Here is a 13,298-nt window from a genome sequence, read left to right on the forward strand (position 1 = left end):
CCACCAGATTACGCCGGTAAAAATTATTTTCTCTCTGTTGAAAATCCAAATAATCTTTTACGCGGTGAAAAAAAAAGAAAGATAATACGAAATGAAAAATTTAAAAATAAACAACCGATTTACAGCAGAATTACCTGCAGATCCTAACGAGACAAATGAAGTCCGTCAGGTTGCTAATGCGCTTTTTTCCTATGTAAATCCAACAAAACCATCAAATCCACAACTGATTCATGCTTCAAAATCTGTAGCTGAATTGGTTGGAATTTCTGAAGACGAAATTCAATCAGAATCCTTTCTAAACGCATTCTCAGGAAAAGAAATTCTTCCTGAAACACGTCCTTACGCAATGGCGTATGCAGGGCACCAATTTGGGAATTGGGCCGGGCAATTGGGTGATGGTCGTGCTATAAACTTAACAGAAGTAGAACATGATAATTCATTTTTTACGCTTCAGCTAAAAGGAGCAGGAAAAACTCCTTACTCCCGAACTGCTGATGGTCTGGCGGTTTTGCGCTCCTCCATCAGAGAATATCTGTGTGCCGAAGCTATGTATTATCTAGGTGTTCCTACTACCCGATCACTTTCTTTAATGTTATCGGGTGATGAAGTTTTGCGCGATATTTTATACAATGGAAATCCTGCTTTCGAAAAAGGAGCTATTGTTTGTCGCGTTGCTCCGTCTTTCATTCGCTTTGGAAGTTTTGAATTGCTTACTTCTCGCAATGAATTGAAAAACCTGAAACAATTTGTAGAATATACGATCAAATATTACTTCCCCGAAATTAAAGGAGACCCAAAAGAACAATATGTACAGTTTTTCCAAAAAGTAGCCGACACCACACGTGAAATGATTTTGCATTGGCAAAGAGTTGGTTTTGTACATGGTGTAATGAATACCGATAATATGTCTATCCACGGAATCACCATTGACTATGGTCCGTATGGCTGGTTGGAAAATTACGATCCCAATTGGACACCAAATACAACAGACAGTCAATACAGAAGATACCGTTTTGGTAACCAACCGCAAATTGCGCAATGGAATTTGTATCAATTGGCTAATGCGCTTTATCCGTTAATCAACGAAGCCAAGCCTTTAGAAGATATTTTGGAGTCTTTTATAAACGAGTTTGATTCCGATTACAAAACAATGTTTTTAAGTAAACTAGGATTGTTTACTTCAACCGAAACTGATAGTGAATTAATTGCTAATTTAGAAGCAACTTTACAGTTATCTGAAACGGATATGACGATCTTTTTTAGAAATTTAAGTCTCATAAAAAAAGAAGATTCGATTGAAAATACAATTGCAAAAATTAAAGATGCCTTCTATATTCCGGAAGAAATCACCAATACTATCTTAGAAAATTGGACGATCTGGTTTTCGTTATATCTAAAAAGATTAGCGACAGAAGTCCTTTCAGATGAAGATCGCGCCACAAAAATGAATCGTATCAATCCGAAATATGTATTGCGAAATTATATGGCGCAACTAAGTATTGACGCAGCAGACAAAGGCGATTTTTCATTGGTTGATGAATTATATACCCTACTTCAAAAACCATATGACGAACAACCGGAAATGGAGAAATGGTTTGCCAAAAGACCGGATTGGGCTCGTTCTAAAGTAGGTTGCTCTATGCTTTCTTGTAGTTCTTAATTTTTTTTCGCCACGAATTTCACCAATTAAACTAATTTCTTTTTTATTCAACCTTGATTAGTGGAAATTAGTGTAATTCGTGTCAAACCTTCTTCTGCCACAGATTAAAAAGATTCCAATGATTAATCTTTGAAATCCTTTTAATCCGTGGCTATTTTTTTTCATCAAGAATCTCACAGCTTAAACTAATTAATTCGTGCCAATTCGTGAAATTCGTGTTTAACTCCTTTTTTACTTCGCAGTAATAGAATCAATTATCAGATTGGCATGAACTCTGGAATTCTCAATAAACCATTTGTGTGTATGCATCCCTCCACAAACCACTCCGGCCAGAAACAATCCTTTTACATTTGTTTCCATTGTTTCCGGATTGTAAGTTGGTGTTTTTAATGCATCTTCTGACAGTTGAATGCCTGCATTTCGCAAAAAAGCCAAATCCGGTTTGTAACCCGTTAACGCTAAAACAAAATCATTTTCGATAGTTACTTTTCCGTTTGGAGTTTCAATTTCAACCGTATTCTCTTTAATTTCGGTAATATTCGATTCAAAACAAGCTTTAATACTTCCTTCGCTGATACGGTTTTCGATATCAGGTTTTGCCCAATATTTCACGCGATTGTTGATCTCGTTTTTACGAATTACCATTGTTACATTGGCTCCTTTTCTCCAACATTCCAAAGCCGCATCAACAGAAGAGTTATTCGCACCGACTACTAGAATATTTCTAAAAGCATATTCATGTGCCTCTTTATAATAATGACGAACTTTGGGCAACTCTTCCCCTTTTACCTCCATTTTAATCGGAATGTCATAAAATCCGGTTGCAATAATGACGTTTTTTGATTGATATACTTTTTTATCTGTGCTAACTTTAAATGATTCAACACCCTCTTTTATTATTTCAGTAACTCTTTCAAATAAATGAATTGAAAAATTAAAATAGCGGTGAATATTTCGATAGTATTCCAAAGCCTCCTGACGACCCGGTTTTGGTGGCAGACAGTTAAATGGAATACCCCCTATTTCCAACCTTTCTGCTGTCGAAAAAAAAGTCATGTACAAAGGATAGTTAAAAATACTATTTACAATTGCTCCTTTTTCAATGATTAAATAACTCAAATTCTTCTTCTGGGCTTCTATAGCACAGGCCAGACCAATCGGACCGCCTCCCACAATGATCAAATCGTATTGTTCTGTCATAAAGCAATTACTTTTCCCAAGTTTTAAAAGGGTTTTTACTCAGATACGCGTTATAATATCTTGGATCATTAGTCACTTCCTCACCCAGCCATTCCGGTTTTTCAAAAGAGTCTGTCTCTGATTGTAATTCAATTTCGGCCATTACCAAACCTTCATTATCACCATAAAATTCATCCACTTCAAAAACATGATCTCCCGCTTTTATTTCAAAGCGGGTTTTCTCAATTTTGCCTTTTTCACAAAGTTTGAGTAACTCCTCTGCTTCATCAATTGGAATTTCATTTTCCCATTCAAAACGGGACATTCCGCCTTGATGACCAATCCCTTTAATGGTAATAAATCCCCTTTGACCTTTAATCCTAACGCGAACTGTTCTTTCCGGGATTGAACTTAAGTATCCCTGAGCAATTTTATTTTGAGTAAAAGCCTGTTCTTTAAAATCATCCGATTTTACAAGAAACTTTCTTTCGATTTCAATCATTTTAATATTTCAATTAAATTTCAATGCAAGTTACTTAATTTAATTCAGTAGTAAAATTGACAAATCACAAACTCCTTACCTTATATCATTTTTATCCTAACTCCCTCGCAATCAAAAACAAAACATTAAAATAACTGATTATTAATGCTTTACGTATTATTTTTTTGGTTAAATTTGATAGAATCTTAACTTCATACTTATGTCTAAAAAAGCACTTTATCTATTAGGCATTGCAATAACCATTATTTTGGGTACTTTTTTGTACTTGAAATTTTGTTGCAATTGTACGAAACCCGAAACAATTGATCCTATCGAAAAACCAATTGTAACGACTCCGGAGGCCTCTCTTGTCCCCTTTGTTCTAAATGGCTCGGGAATTGATTATCACACGACTGATAACATCAAATTCCTTAAAAACAATGCTTCAGTACTGGTCCCCATTGGCGATTCTGTAAATATTGGAATTGAAAAACTAAAAGCGTTTTTAACTTCAAATCCAAAGCAAAAAATAACCATTACCGGTTATGCCACAAGTGACGAAACCAATACCACTAAATTTGAAAATCTTGGAGTAGCCAGGGCAAATGATGTCAAAAATTACTTTGTAACGAAAGGCTTAACAGGCTCTCAATTGGATACCAAAGGTGAAATTGTGGACAAATGGCAAACCAATTCAGATACTCTTTTTGGTCCGGTCTCCTATAAATTTGAAGTTGCAGACACCACTACGGTCGCTACTGACGAGTGGAGCCTTTTGAAAGAAAAAATCAATACTGATCCTTTAACGCTGTATTTTAGTACCAGTAAATCTCGTAATATACTAGGTGCAGATGAAAAGCAAAAAGTAGCAGATATTGCCAAATATACAGCACATGATAAAGCCGCTGTGGTTTTAATTGTTGGTCATTCGGACAATGTGGGAAATCGTGATTCGAATGTTGCTTTGGGGCAAAAAAGAGCTGAGTTCACTAAAAACTATCTGTCTAAAAATGGTATTGGTGCGCAAATCGAAACGGAATCAAAAGGACCTGATGAACCAATTGGCGATAACGGTACCCGAGAAGGTAAGGCATCTAACAGAAGAACTGTAATTACAATAAAATAATTAATCAAAATATACGATCATGAATATACCTTGTATCTTAATACCTGCGCTAGTTGGATTAATCTGTGGAATTTTAGGTTACTTACTAGGAAGAATGAACTCAAAAAATGATGATTCACTAGCATTGTCTTTACAAGCTGATTTGGATGCCTGCAAAGCGAATACCAAGAATCTGAATGCCCGTATCGCTACTTTAGAAGCTGATTTGGCTGCTAAACCAACTATTAACAGTACAGCGCAATCCTTTGCTGCTACAGCCGCTCCGTTGTTGTTATTTGACAATGAGCTCGCTGCAACCGTTTTTGGCAAAAAAGTAAAGGAGAACGATCTTAAAGTTGTAGAAGGAATTGGACCAAAAATTGAAACCTTGTTTAATAATGCCGGAATCAAAACCTGGCAGGAATTATCGGCAACAACAACCGAAAAATTGCAATCTATTTTGGATGCCGCAGGTGAAAATTATGCAATACATAATCCGGGTAGCTGGGCGAAACAAGCGCTACTTGCCTACCAGGGAAAATGGCAGGAATTAAAAGACTGGCAAGACAGTCATATTGGAGGAAAAGAATAAAACCACAATTTATATAACCTTAAAAACTGGCTTCCGGCCAGTTTTTTTATGCTTTATCGAAAAATTCAGATGACCAGTCCTTGTCTTTATTATACCACAATTGCCCTTCTAAAACTTCTAATGGACAATCAAAATTATTGGTGTATAGTGCGCCGGTTCCTAGGCCTTGTGGCATTTTTGAGTTTTGCAAAAACGTCCATTGTGAGATTGCATTCAGTCCGATGTTGCTTTCTAATGCAGATGTAATCCACCACCCAATATTGTATCGTTCGGCCAACGTAATCCACTCTTGTGTTCCTCTAAAACCTCCAACAAAACTAGGCTTAAGAATAATATATTGTGGTTGGATTTTTTGGATCAGTTTTTCTTTCTCTTCTATTGAAAATACTCCGATTAACTCTTCATCCAGTGCAATTGGAAATGGTGTTACCTTACATAAATCAGCCATTGCCTTTACATTTCCTTTCTTAATAGGTTGCTCAATACTATGTAACTGAAATTTATTTAGTTGATTTAGTTTATCTAAAGCTTCACTTAATCCAAAAGCACCATTGGCATCTACTCTAATTTCGATTTGTTCCACAGAAAAATGACTTCGAATGAACTGTAACAACTCTAATTCTTTATCAAAATCAATCGCTCCGATTTTGAGTTTTATGCAATTAAAACCATCGGCCAGCTTTTCTTCTATCTGCTGTTTCATAAAAGACGGTTCTCCCATCCATACCAAACCATTTATTGAAATTGACTTTTTATGATTAGTAAAATCGGAAGGAAACAGTATGTATGGATTATCACTTTTAAGGGACAAAAAAGCCATTTCAATTCCAAATTGTATGGAAGGAAACTCCAATAGGGCTTCCCAAAGTTTCGTTTCACCTAAATGAATGTTCTCGCAAGCCCAGCTTAGTTTTTCTTCATAATCGTCCCGATCATCTGCGCTTAAACCTCTTAAGATTCCGCACTCCCCGATTCCTTTTTTACCGTTTTCTTCCAAAACAATAAACCAGGTTTCTTTTTCTGTCATAATGCCTCTTGAGGTTCCAGACGGGCGCTTAAACTCTAGCATGTATTTGTGGTAAGTGGCTTTCAATATACTGTGTGTGTTTTTTTGAACCATATAAGTGATGTAAGTTCATTTAATTGTTGGCGGAAAAGCAAACTTATATTTTCTTATATCACTTATATGGTGAAATTTAATTGGCTAAATGCTTTGTGTTTTTTAAACCATGTAAGTCATATAAGCTCATTTAATTGTTGGCGGAAAAACTAACTTATATTTTCTTATATCACTTATATGGTGAAATTTTAATTGGCTAAACGCTTTGTATTTTTTAAACCATGTAAGTCATATAAGTTCATTTAATTGTTGGCGGAAAAACTAACTTATATTTTCTTATATCACTTATATGGTAAAATTTTAATTAGTCAAAAGCTTTGTGTTTTTTAACCATGTAAGTCATGTAAGTTCATTTAATTGTTGGCGGAAAAACAAACTTATATTTTCTTACATCACTTATATGGTGAAATTTTAATTAGTCAAAAGCTTTGTGTTTTTTAACCATGTAAGTCATGTAAGTTCATTTAATTGTTGGCGGAAAAACAAACTTATATTTTCTTACATCACTTATATGGTGAAATTTAATTGGTCAAAAGCTTTAAAACTCTTTCGTAATCTTCTGATTTAATACCTGCTTTCTGGAAGGTTGTAAAATCCAGCTTTGTTTTATCTGTCCAGCTTAAGCTGTCTGTTACGTTCTGATTTTGATATTTTTTGTAGATAGACTTAGCTGAACTGTAATCGTCGCTTAAAAGGTATACGTGTGCCAGATTCAGTTTTACCGCTAACTCTGTGTCGTCTAACTTTTCGCCCTCCTTCAGGAACTTAATTGCTTTTGCGTATTGTTTGGTCAAAATGTAGCAATAGCCAATAGAAGCATAATCTAATGCGGTTGCTTTTCCATCGTTGATTATGCCATTCAATTTCGGAATGGCTTCGTTGTACTTCTGTTGTTTGATTAAAGTGGCAATCTGTTTGTGCAAATCACTATAAACATTTTTAGAGATTCCTGCATCATTGTAACAGGCCGCTCCAAAGTCTTTGTATACTTTGGTTCTTTCAATTGGTAATAACTTTTGAAACTCGGCATAACGATATTGCTTCATTATTTTATTCAGTATGCAAACACAAAAATCATCCGAATTGGCCATTTTCTGAGCCATTGTCGATGTTTTACACAAACTGATAATTTCATTTTTATTATCTTGATTCCAGCCACGATTGAGCTTTGTATCTACCCAAGGCACGACTTCTAAAACGATTTTTTGACTTAAAATCCAATTTTTACTTTCAAAACCAAACCAGATTGTAGTCGTATTTTCTTTTAAACAGGAAGATTTGTCCAAAGACAGGCGTTTTGCATCTTTGCTAACCGGTTCGACCTGAGCAAAACAGGCTGCGTCGGTTTTCCCATCGCTTACATACTTCTTTGCTTTTTCGCTCGAAGTGAAAATCGAATAAGTACATTGATCATCTCCTGAAATTTTTGACATCAAGAAAACAGCTCCTGCTGAACCCTGCCCTATTCCGTAAGGATCCGGTATCGCTTTTAGCACAGAAACTAAACTACTTGCCATTTCCTGATTTTTGTCTAAAAGCGTTATTCTATAAACAATCTCAGTTGTACCGACAGGAAAATCTTCGGTGTTTACCGTCATTCGGTCACCGGCAGAAACCAAAAATTCTTTTGTAGTTGCACGCTCTTTATCCCAATAGCCGTCTTTTTGAGCGTAAATATTGCAAAAAGAGCAAACAGAAACGAAAAGCAGTATTATATTTTTAGTCATCATTTTAAGCATTTTGCTCACTGGTATTAATCATATTCTGAATTCGCGTTTCGGCCTCCGCTTTTGTAATTCCTTCGTAAAAATCTTTAACAAAGGGGTGATCGTAATCCTTATGTGGAAAAATTACCGGTCGGCAGTTCCCTTTCTGAGTGACTACCGTTGTTGGAACACTTTCTGAAAAAGTATAGTCTTGCAAAGCGTTGTTTAACCATCCGAAATATTCTGTTTCATGCTCTTCATTGTCAAAATTATCAAGATAGTCCTGAAAACTTTTCTCACTCAAAGAAACCCAAAATCCATACTCCAGATCTTCACAATGATCATTTACTTTCTGAAATAATACACAACGTATAAATCTCCCTACATGATCCGGAGATTTAATGACGCAAAAGTCTTCATCAATCACCGCTATTTCTTCCTTGTCAACCTCAGAAAGACGGGAATAAGCATCAGGTGAAATATACGTTAGTGCCGGCCAGCCCTCATGCTGCTCTCCGCAACATTCACAAATAAATTTTGTACTATCCATTTATTATTTTAATTGAATAAACGCTTCAATTTGATTTCTAATTCTTCGAAAAAATCGCTAATACGAGTAGCATTTTAATTTTACAATTCGATTGATTCTCCGATTTCAAGCAGCATTAAATCTTTGCCTTTGTCAAAAAATTGACGAATAGACTCTTCGTGATCAATTTCGATATAACCAAATGTATCAAAATGGTACCCGAGGATTTTATCACATTCTACAAAATCTGAGGCGATAATAGCATCTTCGACATCCATTGTGAAATTATTTCCGATTGGAAGTATCGCTAAGTCCAATTTAGTTCGCAGCGGGATTAATTTCATATCCATTGTAAGCGCTGTGTCTCCAGCGATATAGATGTTTTTATGCTCTCCTTCAATTACAAAACCTCCGGGATTTCCACCGTAACTTCCGTCTGGGAAAGAGCTTGAGTGAATCGCATTTACATATTTCACTTTTCCGAAATCAAACTTCCAGCTTCCGCCATGGTTCATCGGGTGAGCAGTGAAACCTAATTTGGTATAATAATTTGCAATCTCCGCATTAGAAACGATAACGGCATTGGTTCGCTTTGCAATAGCTTCAACATCTAAAACGTGATCCCCATGTGCATGGGTCAGCAATATATAATCTGCTTTTAATGTGTTTATATCAATATCAGAAGCTTGCGGATTCGCTGTTATATAAGGGTCAACAATAATGTGTTTCCCTCCAACTTCAATTCCTAATGATGCGTGTCCGTAAAAAGTAATTTTCATTTTTATAAAAATTTAAGTTGAACTTCTTTTATCTTCCGCCTAAGAAAAGATTAACAATAATGTCTGAGATTAAAGAAATCATACATACTGTTAACAACAAAGAAAGAAGAAAGGTACTCAAGGCTAATTTCTTTAACTCCGGATCTAATAATTTAGGTTCTTGATTTTTAGCAACCGTAATCAAATGTTTTGTTAAGGGGATATATGCCAATAAAAACAGGTACTGATCAAAATTATAATCGCTTAGAATAGCAAAAACAACTACTAAAATCATTGCTGTAACAATCAATGCAAAATGGTATTTTTTTGCCTTTTTGCCTCCCATTTGAACTACAATCGTGTTTTTACCCGATTTACGATCTGATTCTTCGTCACGCATATTGTTCAGGTTTAACACTCCAACACTCAATAAACCAATTGAAATAGCCGGCAGAATCAAAAGCGGATCAACTTCTTTAGAATATAAAAAGTTAACGCCCAATGTACTTACTAATCCGAAAAAGACAAAAACAAATACATCTCCGAAACCTTTATATCCATAGGCTGAATTTCCTACTGTATAACGAATGGCCGAAACGATAGCGGCAACTCCAAGCAAAAGAAAAAAGATAGAATAACCAAAATTCGACTCCCCGAAAGCAAAATAAATTAAGGTAATCGCAGATAATAAAGTCAAAATCGACGTGATTATTATCGCTTTTTTCATTTCCTGAGGGGTGATCACACCACTCTGAATCGCTCTTTTGGGTCCTACTCTGTCTTCATTGTCCGTTCCCTTTACTCCATCACCATAATCGTTTGCGAAATTGGACAAAACTTGTAAACCAAGCGTTGTTAGAAGTGCAAAACCTAAAATTTTCCAACTAAAAACTTCTGTTGGTGTATTAATAGCTTCTGTTGGGTTGGATAAAGCGTAAATACTTCCAACTATAATTCCCGAAACTGATAATGGCAACGTGCGCAATCTTGCGGCTTCAATCCAATGTTTCATTCTTTTTATTATTTTAGATTTTAGAGTGTAGATTTTAGATTATTGTATTCTGATTTTAAATTATGGATCGAAAAAAATCTACAATCTAAAATCAGAAATCTAAAATTTATTATGGCAACCACTTGTTTTCTCCAAAATTTGGTTTTCTTTTTTCTAAAAATGCATTTCTTCCTTCTTTTGCCTCTTCTGTCATATACGCCAAACGCGTTGCTTCTCCTGCAAAAACCTGTTGTCCAACCATTCCGTCGTCCGTTAGATTCATCGCAAACTTTAGCATTTTTATAGAAGTCGGTGATTTTTGAAGGATTTCCTGCGCCCACTCATAAGCGGTATCTTCCAGTTCGTCATGTGGAATGACAGCATTTACCATCCCCATATCCATTGCTTCCTGAGCAGAATAATTACGTCCTAAAAAGAAGATTTCACGTGCTTTTTTCTGACCTACCATTTTAGCAAGATACGCAGATCCGTAACCACCGTCAAAACTCGTTACATCGGCATCGGTTTGTTTGAAAATAGCATGCTCTTTACTTGCCAAAGTCATATCGCAAACAACATGTAAGCTATGTCCGCCACCCACTGCCCATCCCGGAACAACAGCAATAACCACTTTTGGCATAAAACGGATTAAGCGCTGCACTTCAAGAATATTCAAACGGTGTTGACCGTCTTCTCCTACATACCCTTGGTGTCCACGAGCATTCTGATCTCCTCCGCTGCAAAAAGAATACACTCCGTCTTTAGTCGAAGGTCCTTCTGCAGAAAGTAACACTACTCCAATCGAAGTATCTTCTTGTGCATCGTAAAAAGCCTGGTATAATTCTGAAGTTGTCTTTGGACGAAAAGCATTTCTAACATTTGGTCTGTTGAAAGCAATTCTTGCAACTCCATTACATTTTTTATAGGTTATATCTTCAAATTCTCTGGCAGTGATCCAATCCATTTCTATTTGTTTAATTTTAATAATTTATAGTGTAAAAATAAACCATTTTTACATTTTTACCTACTCTATTTGGTTTTTGGTGTTTACTAAAACCGGCTTCAAATGTTAACAATTGGTATTTCCCTACAAAAAATAACACTATTTAACATTTGTTTTAAAAAAAAATAAGTAATTTTACACCCTTATAATCAGCAAGATACATTTTATTTTGTTGTTATTTGATTGATTTTCTTTCACTGATTTATTAACCTAAAAAATGACTTTTTTTGAGAAAATTTAAAAAATTTGTCGCTCATTTTTTTACGGTTTTTATTAGTAAACCAATAATTAATGAGCAAATGATTTATGCATTTGTTAAAACTTCAAGGAGGAAATAGTAACACCTAAGGTTAAATGCTGGAAATGTATCCGTGTTAGTACAAAAATGAATACGAAAAGAGGAAAAAATACTAATTAAATACTTTCCAAAAGTTATTCTATACAACCAATGGCTTAGCCGTGAATTTGATTTTTTGCTTTTAAGATGAATGTATCAATTGTTTAAAGACATACCCATATAAAGAAGTAATTTCTAAAATTTTTAAAGCTATTATTTTTTTAATGGATTCGAATTATTTTATTTCTGTTTTTTTTTAATTACAATTTTTTTTAAAACTAGAATAAAAAAGAGAAAGGCTACTTGTAATGAGTAGCCTTTCTTGTTACTAGTATTTGATCAAATCCAAAACTTTTGGAGAAGTAAAAATCTCGCAAAGACGCAGAGTCCCCAAGTTTTTTCCCTGATTTTTTAACTTTGCGACTCTGCGTCTTTGCGAGAAATAACATTCCTCTAATCACTATTCTCTAAAATCTGAAAAATAACTTTTCATTCTCTAGCCATACCAGCCTAAACAACGAAGGAAAAATCACGCCAGAAATTCCGCTTAGAAAATCGCCAATCTTTGGTGATTTGCGCGTGTGATTTCTCCTTCGTCGAAATGACAGGGTTGCAAGAAATAGGTCTTTTAATCAATTCGTTCAGAGCAAAAAAAATCCAAATCCCCTATAATAGTATTGGGATTTGGATTTTTTTATTTGGAATTTAAACGTAAGGTTTTAACTCTCTTTTATCAGGTAAATACCGTCTTCTTTAATTTCAATAAGTTGCTCCTTGTATAAAGCTCCAATAGCTTTTTTGAAGGTTTTTTTACTCATTTTTAATACGGTTTTAATATCTTCCGGATGTGAATTATCATTCAGACGCAAGAAACCACGATTGGCTCTCAATTCGTCCAGAATCTTATCTGCATTAGGTTCGATGCTTTGATATCCCTGCACTTGCAAGGCTACATCAATTTTATTGTCAGGACGGATATTTTTAATAAAACCGCGCATTCTGTCACCTGTTCTGATCGCATCATCGTATACTTCGTCTTTATACAACAATCCTTTGTGTTTTTCATTGATAATCACATTGATCCCGATTTCGGTAATGTGCGAAACGATTAAATCAACCTCTTCTCCATTTTCAACCGTTAAAGAATCATTGTTTAAAAACTGATTCGTTTTGCTTGAAGCCACCAAACGATTTGTTTTTTCATCCATATAAAGATAAACCAAGTATCGTTTTCCTTTTTCCATCGGACGGGCTTGTTCTTTAAACGGAACCAAGATGTCTTTTTCCATTCCCCAGTCCATAAAAGCACCTACCTGATTGATGTAGTTTACTCTTAGAAGAGAAAATTCATTCAATAAAATATAAGGCTCGAGTGTAGTGGCAACAGGGCGTTGTTCATGATCCAAATAAACAAAGACAATAAGTTCTTCGCCTATTTCAAATTCATTGGGAACGTATTTATTTGGTAATAATATATCGTGAATTCCTTCCGGGTCTTTTTCGGGATTCCCTAAAAATAAACCAACTTTGGTATCACGTAGTATGGTAAGTGTATTGTATTTTCCTATTTCAATCATATTCTTGAGGTTCTGGGCTCATAAGTAGCCAAGTTTCTAAGCCGCAAATGTACGAAGTTTGAAAATGGTAAGCAGAAAAAATATTTTATAAAAAAGAACTTCCGTATCGAAAAATCAAAAACCTATATTTGATAAAATTTTATTGTGCTATTCTAACGTAAAGAATGAATAGGCCTAAACTTAGATTTCTATGGTATTTCTTTGCATAATTCAACTGTATTATTAAGATTCTTTTATCCAAAAACGGTGTAACATACCTC

Annotated in this window: 12 protein-coding genes; 3 read left to right on the plus strand and 9 right to left on the minus strand. The window is 35.0% G+C overall.

Features of this window, described 5'->3' with window-relative positions:
- Nucleotides 1-91 precede the first annotated feature (91 nt).
- On the plus strand, nt 92-1,660 hold the full coding sequence (locus LNP23_RS16885; RefSeq protein WP_230002077.1) for a protein adenylyltransferase SelO: 1,569 nt from the start codon (nt 92-94) through the stop codon (nt 1,658-1,660).
- Nucleotides 1,661-1,891: 231 nt separating this feature from the next.
- On the opposite strand, the gene LNP23_RS16890 is transcribed toward LNP23_RS16885, so the two are convergent.
- Both LNP23_RS16890 and LNP23_RS16895 read right to left on the minus strand, forming a co-directional pair.
- Nucleotides 1,892-2,860 (minus strand): YpdA family putative bacillithiol disulfide reductase, encoded by a 969-nt coding sequence (locus LNP23_RS16890; protein ID WP_230002078.1) that lies wholly within the window; start codon nt 2,858-2,860, stop codon nt 1,892-1,894.
- Nucleotides 2,861-2,867: 7 nt separating this feature from the next.
- On the minus strand, nt 2,868-3,341 hold the full coding sequence (locus LNP23_RS16895; protein ID WP_047777430.1) for a CYTH domain-containing protein: 474 nt from the start codon (nt 3,339-3,341) through the stop codon (nt 2,868-2,870).
- Nucleotides 3,342-3,540: 199 nt separating this feature from the next.
- On the opposite strand from LNP23_RS16895, the gene LNP23_RS16900 reads away from it, so the two are divergent.
- Nucleotides 3,541-4,446: an OmpA family protein gene (locus tag LNP23_RS16900; protein WP_230002079.1), complete on the plus strand. Its 906-nt coding sequence runs from the start codon at nt 3,541-3,543 to the stop codon at nt 4,444-4,446.
- Nucleotides 4,447-4,465: 19 nt separating this feature from the next.
- Nucleotides 4,466-5,017 (plus strand): hypothetical protein, encoded by a 552-nt coding sequence (locus LNP23_RS16905; protein ID WP_047777426.1) that lies wholly within the window; start codon nt 4,466-4,468, stop codon nt 5,015-5,017.
- A gap of 46 nt (nt 5,018-5,063) precedes the next feature.
- Here the strand turns inward: LNP23_RS16905 and LNP23_RS16910 are convergent, their stop codons facing one another.
- From LNP23_RS16910 to LNP23_RS16940, 7 genes are all read right to left on the minus strand, one after another.
- Nucleotides 5,064-6,110 carry an o-succinylbenzoate synthase gene (locus LNP23_RS16910; RefSeq protein WP_230005165.1) on the minus strand — a complete coding sequence of 349 codons (1,047 nt, stop codon included), beginning with the start codon at nt 6,108-6,110 and terminating at the stop codon, nt 5,064-5,066.
- Nucleotides 6,111-6,658: 548 nt separating this feature from the next.
- On the minus strand, nt 6,659-7,864 hold the full coding sequence (locus LNP23_RS16915; protein ID WP_428979178.1) for a tetratricopeptide repeat protein: 1,206 nt from the start codon (nt 7,862-7,864) through the stop codon (nt 6,659-6,661).
- Between the two features lie 4 nt (nt 7,865-7,868).
- The gene (locus tag LNP23_RS16920) at nt 7,869-8,393 is read right to left on the minus strand and encodes a DUF2199 domain-containing protein (protein WP_230002081.1); all 525 of its coding nucleotides are present in this window, start codon (nt 8,391-8,393) and stop codon (nt 7,869-7,871) included.
- Nucleotides 8,394-8,473: 80 nt separating this feature from the next.
- Nucleotides 8,474-9,151: a metal-dependent hydrolase gene (locus tag LNP23_RS16925; RefSeq protein WP_047777423.1), complete on the minus strand. Its 678-nt coding sequence runs from the start codon at nt 9,149-9,151 to the stop codon at nt 8,474-8,476.
- Nucleotides 9,152-9,179: 28 nt separating this feature from the next.
- Nucleotides 9,180-10,142: a 1,4-dihydroxy-2-naphthoate octaprenyltransferase gene (menA, locus tag LNP23_RS16930; protein ID WP_047777421.1), complete on the minus strand. Its 963-nt coding sequence runs from the start codon at nt 10,140-10,142 to the stop codon at nt 9,180-9,182.
- Between the two features lie 109 nt (nt 10,143-10,251).
- Nucleotides 10,252-11,085 carry a 1,4-dihydroxy-2-naphthoyl-CoA synthase gene (locus LNP23_RS16935; protein WP_035681238.1) on the minus strand — a complete coding sequence of 278 codons (834 nt, stop codon included), beginning with the start codon at nt 11,083-11,085 and terminating at the stop codon, nt 10,252-10,254.
- A 1,095-nt stretch (nt 11,086-12,180) separates the two neighbouring features.
- Entirely contained in the window at nt 12,181-13,038 is an 858-nt protein-coding gene (locus LNP23_RS16940; RefSeq protein WP_047777419.1) for a CvfB family protein, read from the minus strand.
- Between the last annotated feature and the right edge of the window lie 260 nt (nt 13,039-13,298).

It is taken from the genome of Flavobacterium cupriresistens (genome assembly GCF_020911925.1).
Taxonomy (GTDB): Bacteria; Bacteroidota; Bacteroidia; order Flavobacteriales; family Flavobacteriaceae; genus Flavobacterium; species Flavobacterium cupriresistens.

Coding starts and splice junctions, on each gene's coding strand:
- LNP23_RS16885 (WP_230002077.1), top strand. CDS start 92: ATGAAAAATTTAAAAATAAACAACCGATTTACAGCAGAATTACCTGCA.
- LNP23_RS16890 (WP_230002078.1), bottom strand. CDS start 2,860: ATGACAGAACAATACGATTTGATCATTGTGGGAGGCGGTCCGATTGGT.
- LNP23_RS16895 (WP_047777430.1), bottom strand. CDS start 3,341: ATGATTGAAATCGAAAGAAAGTTTCTTGTAAAATCGGATGATTTTAAA.
- LNP23_RS16900 (WP_230002079.1), top strand. CDS start 3,541: ATGTCTAAAAAAGCACTTTATCTATTAGGCATTGCAATAACCATTATT.
- LNP23_RS16905 (WP_047777426.1), top strand. CDS start 4,466: ATGAATATACCTTGTATCTTAATACCTGCGCTAGTTGGATTAATCTGT.
- LNP23_RS16915 (WP_428979178.1), bottom strand. CDS start 7,864: ATGACTAAAAATATAATACTGCTTTTCGTTTCTGTTTGCTCTTTTTGC.
- LNP23_RS16920 (WP_230002081.1), bottom strand. CDS start 8,393: ATGGATAGTACAAAATTTATTTGTGAATGTTGCGGAGAGCAGCATGAG.
- LNP23_RS16925 (WP_047777423.1), bottom strand. CDS start 9,151: ATGAAAATTACTTTTTACGGACACGCATCATTAGGAATTGAAGTTGGA.
- menA (WP_047777421.1), bottom strand. CDS start 10,142: ATGAAACATTGGATTGAAGCCGCAAGATTGCGCACGTTGCCATTATCA.
- LNP23_RS16935 (WP_035681238.1), bottom strand. CDS start 11,085: ATGGATTGGATCACTGCCAGAGAATTTGAAGATATAACCTATAAAAAA.
- LNP23_RS16940 (WP_047777419.1), bottom strand. CDS start 13,038: ATGATTGAAATAGGAAAATACAATACACTTACCATACTACGTGATACC.